We start from the raw sequence: 16,747 nt of genomic DNA on the forward strand, positions 1-16,747 counted from the left end.
CTTATGCCGCAATAGCGTTCATGATCGCCGGGACGGAGAGCTCCGCCAGCGGGATCTCCGCGACCTGCTTGCGATCGCGCATAATAATCACCCGATCGGCATAGCCCACCAGCTCTTCCAGCTCCGAGGAGATCACCAGCAGCGCCAGGCCATCGGCGCACAGGGTTTCAATCAGGCGAATAATCTCCGCATGCGCGCCGACATCAATGCCGCGCGTCGGTTCATCGAGGATCAGGAACTGCGGTTTGGTCAGCAGCCAGCGGGAAAGCAGCACCTTCTGCTGGTTGCCGCCGGAGAGAAACTCGATCGGCTGTTCCGCGCTGGGAGTGCGGATCCCCAGCTGGCGAATAAAGCGTTCGGCAATGTCATTTTGTTCACGCCGTGGGATCGGCCGTAACCAGCCGCGCTGAGCCTGCAGCGCCAGCACGATATTTTCCCGCACCGAAGCCGCAGCAATAATGCCGTCGGTTTTACGATCTTCGGGGCAGAAACCAATCCCCAGGCACGAGGCCTGATGCGGCGAACGCAGCCCCTGCGGTTTACCTTTGATCCACGCGTTCCCGCTGTCCGCCGGTTTAATCCCGAAGATCACTTCGGCAGTTTCGGTGCGCCCGGATCCCAGCAGCCCCGCCAGGCCGACGATTTCGCCGGGGCGAACTTCGAGGTCAAACGGCGCGATGACCCCCTTCTTGCCGTAGCCGGCAAAGGCGGCAACCGGCTTATCGCTAAGCAGAGTGCGGCCCGCGCGGTGCAACGCATCATGCTCCAGCTCGCGGCCAAGCATCATCTTCACCAGCTCAATCTGCGGCAGCTCGCGGGTTTCCCGACAGCCGACAAACCCGCCGTTGCGCAGGACGGTGATCCGGTCACTGACGGCATATACCTGGTCGAGGAAATGGGTGACGAAAATCAGGCTGACGCCGTCGTCACGCAGCTGGCGCATCAGGGTGAAGAGCATCTCCACCTCCTGGGTATCCAGACTGGCGGTGGGTTCATCAAGGATCAGCACTTTCGCCGACAGGTCAATCGCCCGGCAGATGGCGACAATTTGCTGCATCGCGACCGAAAAGCGGTTCAGGGGTTCGCGCACGTCGAGGGAAAAACCGTAGGATTCCATCAGCGCGGTGGCGCGCCTTTCCATCTCTTTGCGCCGCAGCAGGCCAAAACGACGCGGTTCACGGCCGATAAACAGGTTATCCGCCACCGACATGTTCGGCAGCAGGTTCACTTCCTGATAGACCGTGCCGATCCCCAACTGCTGGGCATGAGCGGTATTCTTTGGCGATATTTCCTGCCCTTCCAGCCAGATCGCCCCACGATCGGCGTGGTAGACGCCGGTGAGGGCTTTAATCAGCGTCGACTTACCGGCCCCGTTTTCACCGAGCAGGGCCATGATTTCGCCGCGTCGTAGGTTAAAATTGACGTTATCCAGCGCTTTGACGCCGGGGAAAAACTTGCTGAGCCCTTCCGTGCGAAGGATTTCCTGATGTGATTCGCCGTTCATGATCTCCCCTCACCTTTGCCCTCTCCTGTTGGGAGGAGAGGGAGCTCAGCCGTACTTTAGCAATCGGGATAATCCCGGAGGCGGCGCGACGAGCCTGTCCGGGCTACCCGATCCGTCGACGGCGGTGAACCTGTCGCCCGGTAAGCGGAGCGTCACCGGGAACGTGGCCTGTTTTTCGCTACTCAGTAGCCCATGTTTTTCTTCTTCTCTAACTCTTCTTTCGCCGTGTCCGGCAGATACAGCGTCGATTTGGTAATGGTCAGCTTCTCAGGCAGCGTGCCGTCTTTTTTATATTTCTCCAGTGCATCAAACGCCGGCCCGGCCATATTTGGCGTCAGCTCGACGCTGGCATTCGCTTCGCCCGCCATCATCGCTTTATAAATATCCGGTACGCCGTCGATGGAGCCGGTCAGAATATCTTTGCCCGGTTTCAGACCCGCTTCTTTAATGGCCTGGATGGCGCCAATCACCATGTCATCGTTGTGCGCGTAGACCATGCAGATGTTCTTGCCGTTGTTCTCCGCTTTAATAAAGCTCTCCATGACCTCTTTACCTTTACTGCGGGTAAAGTCACCGGACTGCGAGCGGATAATCTTGATGTTCGACGCCTTCGCTATCGCCTCGGCAAAGCCTTTCTTACGGTCAATCGCCACGCTCGCGCCCACGGTGCCCTGCAGCTCGACGACGTTACACGGTTTGCCGTCGACCGTTTTCACCAGCCAGTCGCCAATCAGCTGACCTTCCAGCACGTTATTGGCGGTAACGGTGGTCATGTAGAGATCTTTGTCTTTAACATCAATCGAGCGGTCGAGCAGGAACACCGGGATTTTGGCCTGTTTGGCTTCTTTCAACACCGGCTCCCAGCCGGTCGCAACCACCGGAGCGATAAAGATCGCGTCGACGCCCTGAGCAATAAAGGAGCGGACGGCTTTAATCTGGTTTTCCTGTTTTTGCTGGCCGTCGGCAATCTTCAGAGTGATACCGCGTTTCGCGGCTTCCTCTTTCGCCACGTTGGTTTCAGCGGCACGCCAGCCGGATTCAGACCCGACCTGTGAAAATCCTACGGTCAGAGGGGCAGCCATCGCCATAGACGACATAGCTGCGGAAACTGCTGTGACAAGAAGTAAGCGCTTCCACATAAAAAGATCCTCGTAGGGTAACGTTGAGTGAAATCGTCATCTGCGGACAAACTATAGACAACCCGTGATGTAACTGAATGCGTTACATCACACTTCGAAAAAGTAAATTAAATGTTAAAGAGCGGGGTTTATGGCAGCTGAGAGCGGATAAGGCTTCGCGCAAAGCGCCGCCACCGACGTACGCGGAGAAATTTTTCCCATCTTGAGAAATCAAACAGATGCAATGTAAGCGGTTACATTAATTTATTCAGGATGCGGCTATGTTTATGGATTTTAAGGTTGTTTTTTGCGGGAAAATTCAGACAACCGGAGGGTGCGCGGAACAAAAAGAAGCGAAGACATTCGATGTGAGTTGGCTATAATACCCGGCACTTGTTTGCCATACATTTTAAAGGAAACAGACATGAGCTTACTCAACGTACCTGCGGGTAAAGATCTGCCGGAAGATATCTACGTCGTGATCGAAATCCCGGCGAATGCAGATCCTATCAAATACGAAGTCGACAAAGAGAGCGGTGCACTGTTCGTTGACCGTTTCATGTCCACCGCGATGTTCTATCCGTGCAACTACGGCTACATCAACCACACCCTGTCCCTGGACGGTGACCCGGTAGACGTGCTGGTCCCGACGCCGTATCCGCTGGAGCCAGGCTCTGTGATCCGCTGCCGTCCGGTTGGCGTGCTGAAGATGACCGACGAATCTGGTGAAGATGCGAAACTGGTTGCTGTACCGCACACCAAGCTGAGCAAAGAGTACGATCACATCAAAGATGTGAACGACCTGCCAGAACTGCTGAAAGCCCAGATCACCCACTTCTTCGAGCACTACAAAGACCTCGAAGCGGGCAAATGGGTTAAGGTTGACGGTTGGGACAATGCTGAAGCAGCGAAAGCTGAAATCATTGCTTCCTTCGAGCGCGCTAAGAAGTAATTCTGCCGCACTCAGGTTAGCGAAAAACACCGCCTCAGGGCGGTGTTTTTGTTTCTGCCGCGGGCCGCTTTCCCGGGTGGCGGCGGGCGACAAAAAAACAACGCCACCCGAAGGTGGCGTTGCCGTTGTTAATACTGGTCTCTGTCTAACCAGTTACCGCTCTCTATCAACGTAAAGCCCTCTACGGGCCGCTGATAGACATACATCCACGCACTGCCATAAGGCGTCTGGATCAAGTGACGTGCGTACTCACCGCCTTTGGTGCGTAGCGCGTCCAGTTCGGCCAGCGTTGATGCGTCAATACGATACACTTCACCATGTACTGTGCCTTCGCCCGGCACCGCGCCTGGATAGTGGCCCAGACTGTACAGCTGATAATCGTTGACACTATGATCGCCCAGCCACTGAGCGTTAGTCATCCAGTGGCTGTTGCCTTGTTTGCGTCGTAAACTGCCGTAAACAAATATTCGCATTGCTAAAACTCAAACTGATAGAGCAAATCGAGAGCCTGGTCTACGCCAGACACCGCTTCCATATATAGCTTAGGCATCAGACGGTAACGTAGAGTCAACGTCGCCAGGGAGTCAAAGATACCGACTCCATATTTTACCTGCAGACCTGGCAGTACATAGCCGCTGACTACGACCTGGGAGGAGTCACCTACCCCCTGGGTATCCAACGCCAAATTGCTTACGCCAAACGTCTCGCCGATTTTACCCACAACCTGACCACTTTGTGCAACCCCCAGGCCAACAAGCATTGATGTCATCGCTGCTCCGTCACCCTGATCGCTGCTCAATCCCTGGCCACGCAGCAGGTAAGACAGCGCTTCTTGCTGCGACATGGCCGGGTCAGAGAAGATTTCTGCCTTCGGCTGATCGGCAGAACCGGTTACCCGCACCCCGGCTATGACATCATCTTCCGTCGCATCCGGGTTACGAATCGCTTCGATGTTCAGCAACGGCTGATCCGGCGGCCCGGAGAACAGCAGCTCGCCTTTACGCACGATCAAGTCCTGGCCGTAGGCGTGGAAGCGCCCTTCCGGAATATTGATCTGCCCGTTCAGGCCCAGACCTTGTTTATCCTGAGCGACTTTCAGATCGCCGGTCAAGCGCGCTTTCAAGCCAAAGGCATCCAGGCGTACGTTGTTGCCAACATGAATCGTCAGATTGCTGTTGATCGGGATCCCGGCGCTCTGCGGCTTAATCGGCTGCAGATCGTTATTCAGCATCACTTCGTCCGAAGAGACCCCAACAGCGCTTTCCGGCACCTCGTTGACGACGATACGCGCCCACGGTACATCCACGCTGCCATCCAGACTAAACAAGCTTGGCGTGGCGGTAAAGACCACGTCAGGCGACACGTCAAGGCGCACCATCGGCGGCACGGTAATGCGGACCCGGCTGCCCTTCGCCGCAATCTGCGCTCGCCAGTTGTCAATCTGGGTCCAGTCAGCATTCCCGCTCAGGCTAATCTGGCCCTGTCTGGTATTCACGGTGCCCTGCAGCGTGGAGCTGGTGCCGTTGAAGTTCATCGCCAGCTGGCTCGGCTGCATATCAAACGGCATAAAGTTACCGTCGACATCGATACCGCCCAGCTGCATCTGACCGAACAGCTGCGGGCTTTGCAGGTTACCACCAAGGCGCAGGTGCGCGTTAAGCTTACCTTCCGCTTTCTCTCCCCGGGAGAAGATCGGGTTAATCATCGCCAGCGAGAAGTTGTTGATGTTCACATTCCCGCCGAGGTTACGCCGCCCCTGCGGATCGCTGATCTGGACCTGGCCATCCAGCTGACCGTTGTTGGTCAGGCGAATCAGCCAGCCGAGCTCGGCGCGGTTGTTATGCAGGTCGGCGGTGAGGTTCAGGGTATCAAAGGCCACCGGCAGCGGCGCGTCGTTGACCACCTGCGTCACTTTTACGTTGCGGCCGTTGAGCGTTATCTTGCCCTGCGGCAGCCCCTCTTTGGTGGTGTCCCAGCTGACATCGGCATTGCCGCTAAACACGCCGCTGGCCTGGGTCGCCTCCGGCATAAACGGCTTCAGCATCGCCAGGTCAAAGCGGTTCAGATTAACAACCGCCCGCCCGCTGGCTCCCGCGTCGATGGTTTGCGGTACGCACAGCTCGGCATTCGGGTTGCTCCAGCAGTGCGGCCCGATTCTGATTTTTTGCTCAAGGTTGCGATAATCCAGCGCGATGTTACGCGTCAGCGAAACCGGCCCGACCGGGGTCTGGAAGCGGGTATTACTCAGCGTCCCCTTCCAGCGCTCCGCTTTGCGGTCGAAACTTCCCGCCAGCGACAGCTGCCCGGAAACCGGCTCACCCTGGACTTTCAGCTGCAGGTCATGTTGCTTCTCGTTACCTTTGGCGTTCAGCTGCACCAGGCTGATATTGACTCCTGGCTGGCTGATACGGTCCACCCGCACATCCAGATTGCCGCCAATCTGGTCGCTGGACTTCACATCGCCTTTCACATTGACCTGCGCTATCGTCAGCTCCTGCCAGCGCAGCGCACGGGCGGTGATATCCGCCAGCAGCTGCGGCGCGTCGACGGTACCGCGAACTTTCAGCAGCCCTTTCGCCGTGCCGCCAAGGCCCGGCAGCGCATTATCCAGATTCGGTGCATCAATGGTGGCGTCGAGGTCCAGATCTTTGACCCCCAGCTCGCCCTTCACGTCGGCGCTGTTCTTACCGAGCGCCAGATGCAGACCGGGGATTTTCCACTGCATGTAGCTGTTGCCCTGCAGGGAACCGCTGACATCGACCTTATTCTGCTTCACGTTACCGGTGATTTTCAGCTCCGGAACCGACATCTGCCAGCTACCGCCGTACAGGCTGCCCTGGGTTTTGATCATCCCGTTCAGTTTTGACGGCCAGTCCGGCACCTCTTTGGCGGTGTTAATGCCGTCAAGCTTCAGCTCGCCGCGCCAGCTGATCGCCTGCTGCCAGTCCAGCAGCGCTTTCAGCTCGGTTTTCCCTTCCAGCGCCGCCACCGTCAGCTTATCGAGGTTCAGCTGCTGTTCGTTCCCTTTGGCGTTGAGGGTGATCTTCGCCGGCGGCAGCGATTGCCCCTTCACCGCGGTGCTGAACGCCATGGTGTAGTCGGTCATCTTGCCGTTAAATTTCAGCAGGACGTCGTCGGCCTGGAACTGCTTCTCGCCGCTAAACGGCCAGTACAGCTGCTTGCTCTTCAGCTCCATATTCAGCGGCAGCCCGGCTTCCGCCAGCTGTGCGTCGGCACGCAGCGTCATGGCGACAGAGCCGGCTAAATCCACGGCTACGTCCAGCTTTTTACGCACCTCGCCGCCGACTTTCAGCTTCACCTTCTCGCCTTTCAGCGGGTCGATGTTCAGCGTGCTGTCGAGGGTGATATCGACCGGCCAGTTATCCTGCAGCTGCGCGCTGCCCGAGGCGTTGACTTTGCCCTGATCGGAGTCGATATCCAGCGCGTCCAGCTTCATGTGCCCGTCGATGCTGCTGACTTTCAGCAGCAGGCTGTAGACGGTCATGTCGGTATCGCCGGTGACCCGCAGCTGCTCGCCGCGGAACTCCTGAATATTAAGGTTCAGCGGCAGATGTACGTCGGTCATTTCCGGCAGCACCGGCTTCGAGAAGAGATCTTTCATCGTCTCGCCGAGCGGTTTTTCTTCCGGTTTAGGGTTTTCAATCTTCGGTTCAACCACCTGCTCCTGCGCCACTTTCGCCACCTTCGGCAGCGCAATCAGCAGTCCCTGTAACGAGGTCGGGGTCAGGGTCAGGTTCTTCTCCTGCCAGTTCAGGCCGGTGGAGAAGTCCCGCACCGACACGGCAGTGTTATCAATTTTGACGTTAACGTTTTGCAGCGCAATGCGGCTCAGGGTGATGGGATACGGCGTCGAGAGATTCAGCGGCCCCGTGTCTTCTTCTTCCACCGGCGCAGCAGGTGGCATTTTGCTGGTATCGATCGCCACATAGATATCGCGCAGCGACAGGTCATTCACACACAGGCTGCTATCCCACAGGCACCGGACCTTGACCGCCAGATGGAACTGCCCGGCGGTGACCGCCACGCCCGGTTGTTCAAAGCGTACGTTTTGCAGCGTCAAATCACGCCAGCCGCCGGTGACCTTGCCGATCTCCAGGCCAGGAACCCAGCGGTCCGCCGCCTTCAGCACCAGATGCAACCCGCTGGTCGTCCCCACCAGGAACGCCACCGTCCCCAGCAGCAGGACCACAAAGATCAGTACTCCGAGGCTTATCTTCTTCCATAAACTCATAATTCAGGCCCCAGACCGATGTAAAACTGTAAACCGTGCTCTTCTTTGTCGCCGACCGGCGCGGCAATATCCAGCTTGATCGGGCCAACCGGCGACTGCCAGCGCACGCCGACGCCGGCGCCGGTTTTAAAATCACTCTTACGGATATCGCTCACCGCTTCGCCGCTGTCGACGAACACGGCGCCCCACCATTTTCCGCTGACGTTGTATTGATACTCCAGCGAGCCGGTGGCCAGCTTGGAAGCACCGATTAACTTGCCATCGTCATCTTTTGGCGAGATCGATTTGTATTTGTAGCCGCGGATGCTGCGATCGCCCCCGGCGAAGAAGCGCAGGTCCGGCGGGACTTTGTTGAAATCATCGGCTTCAATCCAGCCGAGGTTGCCACGCACCACAAAACGGTGGCGGTCGTAGAGCGTACGGATCCACACATCCTGCGCCTGCGCGACGATGAAGTTAATATCCGAGCCCCACATGGTGTTGGAGTAATCCACCGAATAGCGCTGAGAGTCGCCCCAGGTCGGCATCAGGCCGCCGCGCGAGCGGGTACGGTTTACCGACACCCCAGGATAGATCAGCATCGTGGTGTTGGTGACGTTGGCCTGGGTAAAGTGGTCGAGGCTCCAGCGCAGGTTGATGGCGCGCTGCCAGCCGCTGGAGAGCTCCCAGTAACGCGATACCGCCAGCGTTGAGGAGTCAGCTTTGGTGTCGTTGAGGTCCGTGCGCTTAAAGCCGCCCTGCATCAGGTAATACTGTTCAAGCGGGTTTTTTAACAGAGGGACTTTGTAGCTAAAATCGAGCTGCTGTTCCGGTGCGGAGAGGCTGAGGCTGGAGGTCAGGCTATGGCCGTAGGAGTTCATCCATGGCTTTTTCCAGGTCGCTTTGATCCGCGGCCCGACGTCCGTCGAATAACCGACCCCGGTTTCAACGGTGTTCTCTTTGCGCGGCGAGACCACGCCGTGCAACGGCAGCACTTTGGTCTTACGTGATTTATCAAACTCCGGCGCCACCACCACCGAGCTGAACCAGCCGGTAGCCGCCAGACGGCGGTTTAGCTCCGCCAGATCTTCAGAGGTGTAGTAATCCCCTTCCTTGAAGGGCACCAGGTTTTGCAGATATTCATCGCGAATTTGCGACCCGCTGAACGTCACGTCGCCAAAACGATAGCGCTCGCCGCTGTTGTAGTCGATATCCCAGAACGCCTGGTGACGACCGAGCGCGATGCCAAGCTGGCTTTTATTGAATTCGCTGTCGAAGTAGCCTTTACGCAGCGCAACGCGGGTCAGGGAGCTTTTGAAACCGTCATAATCGCCCTGGTTAAGCACGGTGCCAATCGCCGGACGCGTTTTTAGCAAATCCAGATAGTCACGGTCAGTACGCGCTCCGCCGCGCAGAATCACCTCCGTGCCGCCAATGCGCACGGGTTCACCGGGTGTGACCTTCGCAATCAGCACCTGCCGGCCACTTTTCGGTGGCGGACGGAGATCGAAGTCGATGGTTGGTTCGTAGTAGCCCAGGGCTTTCAACCCTTCGCGAATGGCATCATCCACGCGCGCGCGGAATCGACGATCCGGCGTAACTTCATCGCTCTGGATCGTAGAAAGTTGAGCTCGGACGTTTTTTTCCAGCTCTCCGGACAACCCCTCAACCTGCAAACGCACGCTCGCGGCGCTAGCGACCCCGCTGACCAGCAAAAGGCTGGTGACACATAACTGGCGGATTTGTAGCACGTTTTCTCCTGAATTTCCTTGTTTCCCCCCGCAGGAAACGAAAGCGCCGTTCCACGGCTTAACAAAACCCCAACAACTTAGGGTTGAAAAAGTGACGCGAACCCAAATAATTCTTATATATAAATCTAGACGTATCGAGCGCGTTTATTGTGTAAAAAGACACGCTTCGTTACAACCTTAACCACAACTTATGTTTTTGAGAGGCCAACCGTGAGTCTATTTGATAAAACGCATCTTGTCGCCCAGGCGGATGCGCTGCCAGGACGCAACACGCCCATGCCGGTGGCAACACTCCACGCCGTTAATGGCCACTCGATGACCAATGTCCCTGACGGGATGGACGTTGCGCTGTTCGCGATGGGCTGTTTCTGGGGCGTTGAACGCTTGTTCTGGCAGCAGCCAGGCGTTTACAGCACCGCCGCAGGCTATACCGGCGGCTACACGCCGAATCCAACCTATCGTGAAGTCTGTTCGGGTGACACCGGCCATGCCGAAGCGGTACGTATCGTTTACGATCCGCAGGTCATCAGCTACGCGCAGCTGTTGCAGGTGTTCTGGGAAAATCACGACCCGGCGCAAGGGATGCAGCAGGGTAACGACCATGGCACCCAGTACCGCTCGGCGATCTATACGCTGACTCCGGAGCAGGATCAGGCGGCCAGGGCCAGTCTGGCCAGCTTCCAGGCGGCGATGCGCGACGCCAACGATACTCGTACCATCACCACCGAAATTGCCTCAGCGAAGCCGTTTTACTATGCCGAGGATGACCACCAGCAGTACCTGCACAAAAATCCGTACGGCTACTGCGGCCTTGGCGGGATTGGCGTTTGTCTGCCTCCGCAGGCCTGAAACGGTGAATCGCTAAGGTGAGTAATTAACGCTCTGGCGGCTTTACAGTAGCTTACGCTATACTACCCTGTGTTATAGCCGGTCCAGCGCCTTCGGACCGGTTTTTTATGTATGCCACATTAGCGTTATCAACTTCCCTTCCGAGGATCTGGCCCCAACGGCTAGATAAACTATGTTAAACAGTATTTTAGTAATACTTTGTCTGATTGCCGTCAGTGCATTTTTTTCGATATCGGAAATCTCGCTGGCCGCCTCACGTAAAATCAAACTCAAACTGCTGGCCGATGATGGCAATGTGAACGCGCAGCGCGTTCTCAAAATGCAGGAAAACCCTGGGATGTTTTTCACCGTCGTGCAAATTGGCCTGAACGCGGTGGCCATTCTCGGCGGTATCGTCGGCGATGCAGCATTTTCACCGGCTTTCAACAGCCTGTTAAGCCGCTACATGTCGCCGGAACTGTCCGATCAGCTCAGCTTTATTATCTCCTTTACTCTGGTCACCAGCCTGTTCATCCTGTTTGCTGACCTGACTCCGAAACGCATCGGTATGATTGCGCCAGAAGCGGTAGCTTTGCGCATCATCAACCCGATGCGCTTCTGCCTGATGGTGTTCCGTCCGCTAGTGTGGATGTTCAACGGCATGGCCAACAATATCTTCCGCCTGTTTAAAATACCGATGGTGCGCAAGGACGATATTACTTCCGACGATATTTACGCGGTGGTCGAAGCCGGCGCGCTGGCCGGCGTGCTGCGTAAGCAGGAGCATGAACTGATTGAGAACGTGTTCGAGCTGGAATCCCGTACCGTTCCGTCCTCCATGACCTCGCGCGAAAATATTATCTGGTTCGATCTGCACGAAGATGAGCAGAGCCTGAAGAGCAAGGTGGCGGAACATCCGCACTCCAAGTTTCTGGTCTGTAACGAAGATATCGACCATATCATCGGCTACGTTGACTCAAAAGACCTGCTCAACCGCGTGCTGGCAAACCAGAGCCTGGTGCTGACCGGCGGCGTGCAGATCCGCAATACGCTGATTGTTCCGGATACCCTGACGCTGTCAGAGGCGCTGGAAAGCTTTAAAACGGCGGGTGAAGACTTCGCGGTGATCATGAACGAGTACGCGTTAGTGGTGGGGATTATCACCCTGAATGACGTCATGACCACCCTGATGGGCGATCTGGTCGGCCAGGGGCTGGAAGAGCAGATTGTCGCGCGCGACGAGAACTCATGGCTGATTGACGGCGGCACGCCGATCGACGACGTGATGCGCGTACTGGATATCGACGAGTTCCCGCAGTCCGGTAATTATGAAACCATCGGCGGCTTTATGATGTATATGCTGCGCAAGATCCCAAAACGCACCGATGCGGTGAAGTTCTCCGGCTATAAGTTCGAGGTGGTGGATATCGACAACTACCGAATCGACCAGCTGCTGGTGACGCGGATCGACAACAAACCGACGGTGCTGGTCCCGAAGCAGACCGAATCCACGGATAGCGAAAAAGAACCCGCATAACCCCCATCCCCAACACCAAAGGCAGAGACTCTCTCTGCCTTTTTTATTTGCCGAATGTGAAGCGGCTCACGCCACTCAACCGATAGCAGATTTTTACTACTCCATAGCGAAACGTTCATGACTCCCCTTTACGCAAAAAGGTAACTTTGCTCGCGTCTCTACAATCATATTCCGGTTCTCAGGAAACGAGGGTTACCATGATAGAAGCAAATAAAAATTACTATATCAGCTGTCTGTTCTTTCTCTTTTTCTTTATTGGCTGGGGATGCTGTTATCCCTATTTATCATTATGGCTGACAGAAACCATCGGCATCAATTACACCGACGTCGGTCTCGTATATTCCTTTACCGCTATTATTGCCGTTTGCGTCCAGCCGTTATTTGGGTTTGTTTCCGATAAATTAGTCTATCGGAAGAACCTGATGTGGATGCTGGCTATTATTATTACCTTGTTCGCCCCTTACTGGATTTACGTCTTCGCGCCATTATTAAAAGTTAACGTCTTTCTCGGAGCACTGGCTGGCGGTATCTATATCGGTATGGCCTACGGTGCCGGCTGCGGCATTTGCGAAGCCTATATTGATAAGGTCAGTCGCGCCTCAGGCTTTGAATTTGGCCGTGCCAGGATGTTTGGTGGCATTGGCGCCGCTATCGGCACCTTTGCCGCCGGTAAGCTCTACGGTATCGATCAGAATATGATTTTCTGGCTGGCGAGCGGCGCCGGGGTGTGCCTGCTGGTGATTGTCTGGAAAATGCAGATCAGCCCCCGTGCACAAGGCGCAATGTCATCAGGAAAAGCCACGCCGGTTACCCTGCAGGACGCCACCTCGTTGCTGAAGATGAAGAAGTTCTGGTTCTTCGCCATCTACATGATTGGGGTCGGTGCGGTGTATGAAACCTACGACCAGCAGTTCGCTATCTATTACAGCCACTTCTTTGAGAGTAAAGCACGCGGTGCGGAAGTCTTTGGCTATTTAACCACCGGGCAGATTTTCCTTGATGCGGTGGTGATGTTTTTTGCACCGTGGTTTGTCAATAAAATTGGCCCGAAAAACGCCCTGCTGTATTGCGGGATGATCATGAGCCTGCGCATCATTGGTTCGGCCTGGGCCGTTGGCCCGGTCTCCATCAGTCTGATTAAACTGCTCCACGGCTTTGAAAGTTCGGTATTACTGGTTGCCGCATTAAAATATATCACCGCCAACTTCAACCCACTGCTTTCCGCCTCGGTTTATTTAATCGGATTCCAGTTTTCGAAAAGCTTTAGTTCTATTTTTCTTTCCACCGGTATCGGCCATATGTACCAGAGCATGGGGTTTACCAGCAGCTATATCGTACTGGGCAGCATTGCCCTGTGCTTCACCCTTATCTCGGCCATTACGCTGAACAACGCGCGCATTTTTGCTCCGCAACCGGCGCCCGCTCATTAATTCAAGGAGGTAACCTGCATGTCGACATTATTTTATGGCGTGGCCTATTACGACGAATATATGCCGGAGGATCGTCTGGCGAAAGATATCGCCTTAATGCGTGAAACGGGGATTAACGTCGTGCGCATTGCCGAGTCCACCTGGAGCACCCTGGAGCCTCAGGAAGGTGTTTACAACTTCTACCATATCGACCGGGTGCTGGACGCGATGCACCAGGCCGGCATTGCGGTGATTATCGGCACGCCCACCTATGCGGTCCCGGCGTGGCTGGCGGCTAAACATCCGGACATTATGGTTACCACCGTCGAGGGGCAGCAGAAATATGGCCCGCGGCAAATTATGGATATCGTCAACCCAACCTTCCGACGCTATGCCGAAAACATTATCCGTACCCTGATGGCGCATGTTCAGCATCACCCGGCGATTATCGGCTGGCAGCTGGATAACGAAACCAAGCATTACGATAATATCGGCCGCCATATGCAGGAAGGGTTCGTACGCAGCCTGCAGGAACAGTACCCGGACCTCGACCAGTTGAATCACGATTTTGGCCTGAACTACTGGAGCAACCGTATCGACAGCTGGCAGGATTTCCCGCCGGTTGAGAACACCATTAACGCCAGCCTCGCCTGCGCATTCTCGCGTTATCAGCGTCAGCAGGTGACGGAGTACCTGGCCTGGCAGGCGGAGATCGTGCGCGAGTATGCGCAGCCGCAGCAGTTTGTCACCCATAACTTCGATTTTGAATGGCGGGGCTACTCTTATGGCGTTCAGCCGCGGGTCGATCACTTCGCCGCCGCGCAGGCGCTGGATATTGCCGGGGTCGATATCTATCACCCCAGCCAGCAACACCTCACCGGGCGGGAAATCGCCTTTGGCGGCGCCATCACCCGTTCGCTGAAGCAAGGGCAGAATTACTTCGTACTGGAGACGCAGGCACAGGGATTTGCCCAGTGGACGCCGTTCCCGGGCCAGCTCCGGCTGCAGGCCTTCAGCCATATTGCCTCCGGCGCAACCATGGTCTCCTACTGGCACTGGCATTCGATCCACAATTCGTTTGAGACCTACTGGAAGGGCTTGTTAAGCCACGATTTTTCACGTAACCCTACCTGGCAGGAAGCCACTACTATCGGCGCTGACTTTGCCCGTCTGGCCCCGCAGTTGGCCGACCTGCGGGCAGAAAACGACGTCGCCCTGCTGGTCAGCAACGACGCGATGGACGCGCTGAATCAGTTCCGGCCCGGTGATGCCCAGGGCAATGTCTATAACGATATTTTCCGCCGCTTCCATGATGCGCTGTACGACCATAACGTTAGTCTCGACATCATCCACGATGTCAACGAGGAGACCTCGCGCTACCGCACGTTGATTATTCCTGGTCTTTACGCTGCCGATGATGGCCTGTTAAACCGTATCAATCGCTATATTGCCCAGGGCGGTAGAGCGTTGATTGGCTTTAAATCAGGCTTTAGCGATGAAAACGTCAAGGTGCGTCACAGCACGCAGCCGGGGATTTTGCACCAGGCCTGCGGCGTCAGCTACAGCCAGTTCACCCTCTCGGAAGAGACCACCGTGGCGTCGTGCTGCGCGCAGCTTGATTGCAGCGAGAATAATCAGGCAGAACTGTGGATGGAGCTGCTGACCCCGGAGGCCAACACCCGCACTCTGCTGCGCTATCAGCACCCCGCGTGGGGCGAGTATGCCGCCGCCACTGATGCGGACTATGGTCAGGGCCGCGCCATCTACGTGGGCTTCCTGCCGCACAAGAGGCTCATCAGCCAGCTGTTTGATTTACTCACCGCCGACCAGACGCTGCGTTCGCGTACGTCGGCATACCGCTATCCGCTGGTGGTCAGAAAGATGCGCAATCGCGACGGCAACATCGTGAATTTTCTGTTCAACTACTCTGCCGACCCGCTGGATGTCATCAGCGAGACCGCCGGGGAAAATGTCCTGAGCGGCGAGAGCGTTCACGTCGGCCAGCCGTTGCGTCTCAAGGCCTGGGAATTTAGTATCATCGAAAGTTAAACGCATCGCGGCGCTCAGACGAGGAAACAATGGAACTGGATATCAATGAGCTATTGAATTTCTCGCCGTTGATGAAGACCTTTACCTTCAACGCCTGGGTTGTCGCGGGCTTTACGCCCATCACTCGCGGTTCAACGCTGGATTACTACATTAACCGCCCGCAGGGGATGAAAGGCTACATTATTAATTTCACCCTGCGTGGCCAGGCCCGCGCCAAAGCCGGTGACGGCTCCCTGCTGTGTCGCGAGAACGATATGCTGCTCTTTCCGCCCGGCGTTCCGCATCATTACGGGCGGGATGAACACAGCGATCACTGGGACCATCTGTGGATCTACTTTATCCCTCGCCCCTACTGGATAGACTGGCTGAAATGGGATCAGACGACCCATAATATTGGCAAAACCACGATTACCGACCCCGAACAACAGCAAAATCTGCACGATCTGTTCTATGAGGTCATTCGCCACCATTCTGCTAGCGCCCCGCTGTCGGAAGCGTTGGCCATGAATGCGCTGGAACGCCTGATCCTCAACTGTTTTCAGCTTCAGCCCATCAGCAATCGCCACGCTCACGACCCGAGGATTAACGCCGTCTGTGCATATCTCAACGAGCACATTGCTCAGGAAGTAAAAATTGAGACCCTGGCAGCGATGGTCTTCATCTCGCCGTCAAGGCTGGCCCACTTGTTCAAAAATGAACTCGGGCAGACGGTGTACGCCTGGCGCGAGGCGCAGCGCATCAACCGGTCAAAATGGCTGATTCAGAGTACTTCGCTGCCGTTAAACAAAATTGCGCTGTCGGTCGGCTACGCTGACCCGGTCTATTTCACCCGGATTTTCCGCAAACATAACGGCATTCCGCCGGGCGAATACCGTAAACGTTATGCGATGATGAAGGACTAGAAACATCAACGGCTCCCGTGGGGAGCCGTCTTTTTTTACCGCATAGCTACATCGTTCTTCAGGTTACGCCATCTCGGTCTGCAAACGCAGGACCTGACGATTAACCTCAGACATCACAGACAAATGCTGCTTGTCCTTGACCTTCGGGATAAGGATTTTTCCCTTATCAAACTCAAAAGCGCCAACATCCTTGATGTATAACCGTCCGCGGAACAGGATCTTCACGTACTTCGCCACTTGCAGCGGATTGTAGCGTTGGAAAATTTTCATTGTTGTCTCCTGCCAGGGTTACGCTCTTGTGGTGCCACACTTAGCCCACGATTCTGGAGCGCAAATTTAATGCCCTAAAACTATAGTTCAGAACCTTTGTAATACCCAGCATGCATAAGTTTATTTACCTTTTGATGACAATAATTAAGAACTATCGTTTCAAACATACGTAGAAATGAGTATAAGTGGCCGATTT

The 16,747-nt window shown here is 55.7% G+C and carries 12 protein-coding genes; 6 read left to right on the plus strand and 6 right to left on the minus strand.

Translation table 11 applies throughout. From position 1 onward, the window contains the following. Position 1: 1 nt before the first annotated feature. Together ytfR and ytfQ are read right to left on the minus strand one after the other, a co-directional pair. A complete protein-coding gene (gene ytfR / locus HF679_RS16065; RefSeq protein ID WP_123757882.1) occupies positions 2-1,504 on the minus strand; it encodes a galactofuranose ABC transporter, ATP-binding protein YtfR in 1,503 nt (500 codons plus the stop codon). 182 nt (positions 1,505-1,686) lie between these two features. Next, positions 1,687-2,643, minus strand: a complete 957-nt coding sequence (gene ytfQ, locus HF679_RS16070; RefSeq protein WP_123757881.1) for a galactofuranose ABC transporter, galactofuranose-binding protein YtfQ — start codon at positions 2,641-2,643, stop codon at positions 1,687-1,689. 403 nt (positions 2,644-3,046) lie between these two features. Here ytfQ and ppa point away from each other — a divergent pair, with 403 nt between their 5' ends. Then, positions 3,047-3,574, plus strand: a complete 528-nt coding sequence (gene ppa, locus HF679_RS16075; protein WP_123757880.1) for an inorganic diphosphatase — start codon at positions 3,047-3,049, stop codon at positions 3,572-3,574. A gap of 128 nt (positions 3,575-3,702) precedes the next feature. Here the strand turns inward: ppa and HF679_RS16080 are convergent, their stop codons facing one another. The 3 genes from HF679_RS16080 to tamA are packed head-to-tail and all read right to left on the minus strand — an operon-like array spanning position 3,703 to position 9,556. After that, positions 3,703-4,047: a gamma-glutamylcyclotransferase gene (locus HF679_RS16080; protein ID WP_123757879.1), complete on the minus strand. Its 345-nt coding sequence runs from the start codon at positions 4,045-4,047 to the stop codon at positions 3,703-3,705. Positions 4,048-4,049: 2 nt separating this feature from the next. Next, positions 4,050-7,826: an autotransporter assembly complex protein TamB gene (gene tamB, locus HF679_RS16085; protein ID WP_187042219.1), complete on the minus strand. Its 3,777-nt coding sequence runs from the start codon at positions 7,824-7,826 to the stop codon at positions 4,050-4,052. After that, positions 7,823-9,556 carry an autotransporter assembly complex protein TamA gene (gene tamA / locus HF679_RS16090; RefSeq protein WP_123757877.1) on the minus strand — a complete coding sequence of 578 codons (1,734 nt, stop codon included), beginning with the start codon at positions 9,554-9,556 and terminating at the stop codon, positions 7,823-7,825. The genes tamB and tamA overlap by 4 nt, the downstream gene beginning before the upstream one ends. A gap of 210 nt (positions 9,557-9,766) precedes the next feature. Between tamA and msrA the strand changes: the two genes are divergently transcribed. From msrA to araC, 5 genes are all read left to right on the plus strand, one after another. After that, positions 9,767-10,405, plus strand: coding sequence for a peptide-methionine (S)-S-oxide reductase MsrA (msrA, locus tag HF679_RS16095; protein WP_123757876.1), 639 nt, complete (start codon positions 9,767-9,769; stop codon positions 10,403-10,405). Positions 10,406-10,577: 172 nt separating this feature from the next. Then, positions 10,578-11,921: a hemolysin family protein gene (locus HF679_RS16100; RefSeq protein WP_123757875.1), complete on the plus strand. Its 1,344-nt coding sequence runs from the start codon at positions 10,578-10,580 to the stop codon at positions 11,919-11,921. Positions 11,922-12,118: 197 nt separating this feature from the next. Next, complete coding sequence (locus HF679_RS16105; RefSeq protein WP_187042220.1) at positions 12,119-13,351, plus strand: oligosaccharide MFS transporter; 1,233 nt, start codon at positions 12,119-12,121, stop codon at positions 13,349-13,351. 18 nt (positions 13,352-13,369) lie between these two features. Next, a complete protein-coding gene (locus tag HF679_RS16110; RefSeq protein WP_154145057.1) occupies positions 13,370-15,379 on the plus strand; it encodes a beta-galactosidase in 2,010 nt (669 codons plus the stop codon). 29 nt (positions 15,380-15,408) lie between these two features. Then, positions 15,409-16,281 carry an arabinose operon transcriptional regulator AraC gene (gene araC, locus HF679_RS16115; RefSeq protein WP_187042221.1) on the plus strand — a complete coding sequence of 291 codons (873 nt, stop codon included), beginning with the start codon at positions 15,409-15,411 and terminating at the stop codon, positions 16,279-16,281. A 63-nt stretch (positions 16,282-16,344) separates the two neighbouring features. Here araC and HF679_RS16120 read toward each other — a convergent pair whose 3' ends face one another. Next, positions 16,345-16,551 carry a DUF1107 domain-containing protein gene (locus tag HF679_RS16120; RefSeq protein WP_004857160.1) on the minus strand — a complete coding sequence of 69 codons (207 nt, stop codon included), beginning with the start codon at positions 16,549-16,551 and terminating at the stop codon, positions 16,345-16,347. Positions 16,552-16,747: the final 196 nt, after the last annotated feature.

It is taken from the genome of Enterobacter sp. JUb54 (assembly GCF_014298075.1).
Lineage (GTDB): Bacteria > Pseudomonadota > Gammaproteobacteria > Enterobacterales > Enterobacteriaceae > Klebsiella > Klebsiella lignicola.